This is a genomic window from Actinomadura sp. GC306 (assembly GCF_004348665.1).
Lineage (GTDB): Bacteria > Actinomycetota > Actinomycetes > Streptosporangiales > Streptosporangiaceae > Spirillospora.
In genome coordinates this window covers 1-3,416 of the sequence record NZ_SMKM01000425.1, presented here as the reverse complement: position 1 = coordinate 3,416, position 3,416 = coordinate 1, and the positions used below count along the sequence as shown (strand labels likewise).

At 70.6% G+C, this 3,416-nt stretch carries 3 protein-coding genes; all 3 read right to left on the bottom strand.

Features of this window, described 5'->3' with window-relative positions; all coding sequences use genetic code 11:
• The coding region (locus E1200_RS32100) for a hypothetical protein (protein WP_207933648.1) at nucleotides 1–918 on the bottom strand (918 nt) is incomplete at its 3' end.
• A 163-nt stretch (nucleotides 919–1,081) separates the two neighbouring features.
• Nucleotides 1,082–1,948, bottom strand: a complete 867-nt coding sequence (locus E1200_RS32095; RefSeq protein WP_243709014.1) for a transporter substrate-binding domain-containing protein — start codon at nucleotides 1,946–1,948, stop codon at nucleotides 1,082–1,084.
• The coding region (locus E1200_RS32090; protein WP_347813256.1) for a hypothetical protein at nucleotides 1,936–3,416 on the bottom strand (1,481 nt) is incomplete at its 5' end. The genes E1200_RS32090 and E1200_RS32095, both read right to left, overlap by 13 nt.

Genomic DNA, 3,416 nt, shown 5'->3' with positions numbered 1-3,416 from the left:
GGGGACGCCCGGTTCCACGCGGGCCAGGCCCCGGCGGGGGGCGCCGTGCAGGCCGTTGCGGGGGAGGTCGGCGCCGGTCGAGATGAGCAGGGCGCTGAACGCGCCGGCGAGGTCCTCGGCGGCCTGGCCGCCCAGGAAGTAGCGGCGGCGTTCGGGGGAGCCCGGGGTGGGGCCGTCCGAGCCCTCGGTGGTGCGGAAGCGGACGTTGAGGCGGCTGGCGCGCACGCACCGCTCGTACATCTCGCCGAGGATGTCGTCGAGCTGGTCGTCGCGGGTCCACAGGCGGCCGGTCGCGGTGACGGCGTCGCCGTGGGCGCGGGGGCGGCCGGTGAGGGCGGCGGTGACCGTGTCGTCCAGCTCGCCTTCGGTGAACTGGAGCAGTTCGGCGACGACGTCCTCGACGTCCTCCAGGGTCCGGGTGAGGGTGCGCTGGAGGGCGAGGATCTCCTCGCCGCCGCGTTCGAGGTCGGCCAGCCGGCCGAGGGCGGTGTCGACCTTGCCCTCGATCTCCTCGGCGCCGGTGCGGGTGACGGTCCGCACGGACGTCTCCACCTCGCCCAGCTTGCGGCGCAGCGCGGCCAGCGTGATCCGCTGCTGCTCCAGGTCGCGCAGCCGGCCGGCCTGCGTCCGCAGGAACTCGTCGGCCTGGTGGACGAGCCCGGCGAGTTCCTCGACCTGCCCGGTGTTCTGGCGGAGCCGGGTGTCGAGGGCGGGCAGCACGTCCTGCTTGACCCGCGACAGTTCGGCGGTGAGCTGCTCGCCGACCGTGACCAGGACGTTGTTCTGCTTGGTGACCTGCTCGTTCAGTTCGTCGATCCGGCGGGAGAACGCGTTCGACTGATCCCGGCTCTGCTTGCCCGCGTACAGCTCGAGCGCCCCGACCACGACGCACATCACCACCAGGATGACCGTCGTCATTGCACTCCTCGGGGGGATGACGGTGATGACCGGACCGATTTTTGATCGCGACCATAACTTACGATCAAGCGAGCCGACCGTAACTTACGTAACCGACTGATCTCAGTGACCGGCCGAGATCCGTGCCATTCGGTGAGCGTTCGCGTACCGTTCGTGACGATGGTCAGATGCAACCCTCGAATTGCGGGACGGTTGTTGTGAGGTCCAGTCCCGAGGGGGCGAACCAGCGTTTGAGCTGCACGCGCATGGTGCCGTCCTGGTACATCTTCGTGATGGCCTCGTTGACCGCTTCGCAGCCGTCCACGTCGTCCTGCCTGAGGCCGACGCCGTAGCGTTCGTCGGAGAACGGCGCGTTCACGAGCCTCATGTAGTGGCCCTTTCCGGCGGCCTCCGCGGCGAGGCCCGCGAGGATCAGGTCGTCGGTGGACAGGGCGTCGAGGTCGCCCGCGATCAGCTTGCCGAGGCAGTCGGAATATCCCTCGGCCTCGACGGGAACCGCGTTCACGCCCTGTTCGGTGCGGACGCGCACGAACGATTGCGAACCGGGGACCATGCAAAGGCGTTTACCGGCGAGGTCGGCCAGCCCCTCGATCGGCGCGGATTCGGCTTTCCGGACGAGAATGTCCTGGTGGGCGACATAGTAGGGGCCGGCGAACTTCACTTCCGTCTTGCGTTCCGGGGTGATGGAGTAGGTGCCGACCACCATGTCCACGGCGCCCGACTGGATCAATTTCTCCCGGGTCTTGGACGTCACTTTCCGGAACGTCACGTCCGCCGCGGGGACCTTCAGGTGCCGGGCGATCTCCTTGGCGATGCGGACGTCGAAGCCCTCGTAGGAGTCGTACCCGCCCTCCGGTTCGCCCGTCTTCAGCCCCATGCCCGGCTGGTCGGTGTAGATGCCGATGACCAGGCCGTCCTTGGCGGCGACGGACGGCGTCGCCTCGCCCACGGTGCCGCACGCGGCGGAGAGGAGCGCGGCCGCCGCCGCAGCGGCCGCGATCCGCAGGCCGCGTCCCTTCACTTCGACCACCGGTACTCGGCCAGGCGGGGACGCACCCCCGCGAGCACGAGCAGTGCGATGGCGATGCCCGCGAGGGGCAGGACCGTGTACCAGCCGCTCGTTCCGTCGTCCCCGTCCTGCACCGCTTCGTCGAACTCCTTCTGGTGGAGGCCGATGAGGTTCTGCAGGGACCGGTCGTACACGGCGAAGTCGTCGGCGGCGGTGCGGCGTGCCGAGATGGCCTCCGCGCGCTTCCCGGCGTGGACGAGGTCCCGCATCTGACGGTCGTTCGCCTGGACCTTCTGGTAGTCGCCCAGGGCCTTGTTGAGGGCGTTCACCAGTTGCGCCTGCTTATCTCCCGATTCCGTGGGCCGGTTGGCCTCGGTCCCCAGGAAACCCAGGAAACGGGCACGTCCGGGTTCGAACGACAGGTCCCCCTGGACGGCCCGGTTGTACTCGGCCAGATTTCCTGCGGGCAGGTAGAGGACGGTTTGGGACTTGCTCAGGTAGACCTGCTCGTAGGCGTCGGCCCTGTCGGGGTCGAGGAGGAAACGGGTCTCGTCGGCGGCCGCGCTGTTGCTGATGGCGCGCGCCCGCGCGAGGGAGAGGATGGAGTCGAAACCGTCCTCCTTGGCCTTGCGCAGGTGGCTCGCCTGCCCGGACAGCATGGCCGTGCCCGTCACGACCAGCACGAGCGACGCCAGCGTGGCGAGCGCCAGCGGGATGTTCAGGACCCGGCGGAAGCGCTTCGTGAGGTAAAGCTGGAAACCGCCCAGGACGGCCAGTAGCGCCAGCCCGGTGACGAGGAGCCACGTCCGTCCGGTGAGCACCGCGGAGCGCTTGTCCTCGTAGGTGTGCCGGACGAGGGTGCCGTTGTCGAGCGTGAGGTTGTACGCCTTGGGCAGCAGGTCCAGCTTCATCAGGTCGGTCGCCCGCCGGTACAGGTCGATGACCTCATCGGACGGCGGCCCGGTCGTGCGGCCGGCCTGCCGGTCGAGCAGGAGGGCCTGCCCGGCGAGGCGCTCGTAGCGGCCGAGCGCGTCCAGGACGTCGCGGGCGGTGTTCTCCTCGGTGCGCTCGTCGGCGAGCTTGGCGGCCTTGAGCAGCGCGTCGCCCGCCTTCAGCCGGTTGTCGTCGTAGCGGGCCAGCGCCTGGTCGCGCTCGCCGCCGGCCGCGCCGCCCGCCAGCAGCGCGTTGGCGAGCTGCGCGTCCATGTCGGTGAGCTGGAAGTACAGGTCGCCGGTCGCGACGACCTGGGGTCCGGCGTCGTGGCCGATCACCCGCACGCCCTCGCGGGCGTTCGCGATCGCCGCCCACGTGACGGCGAGCAGCGCGACGAGCAGGACGAGCGACACCGCCGTCAGCGTCCGGACGCGGGCCGCGACGGTGCGGGGGAGCAGCCGGGCCACGCGGCCGGGCGGGGTCCCGGGCTCCGGCGGGCGCAGCCCGCCGGGACGCCGCCGCGCCGGTGGCGCGGGCGGCGGGGACGGGGCGGGTG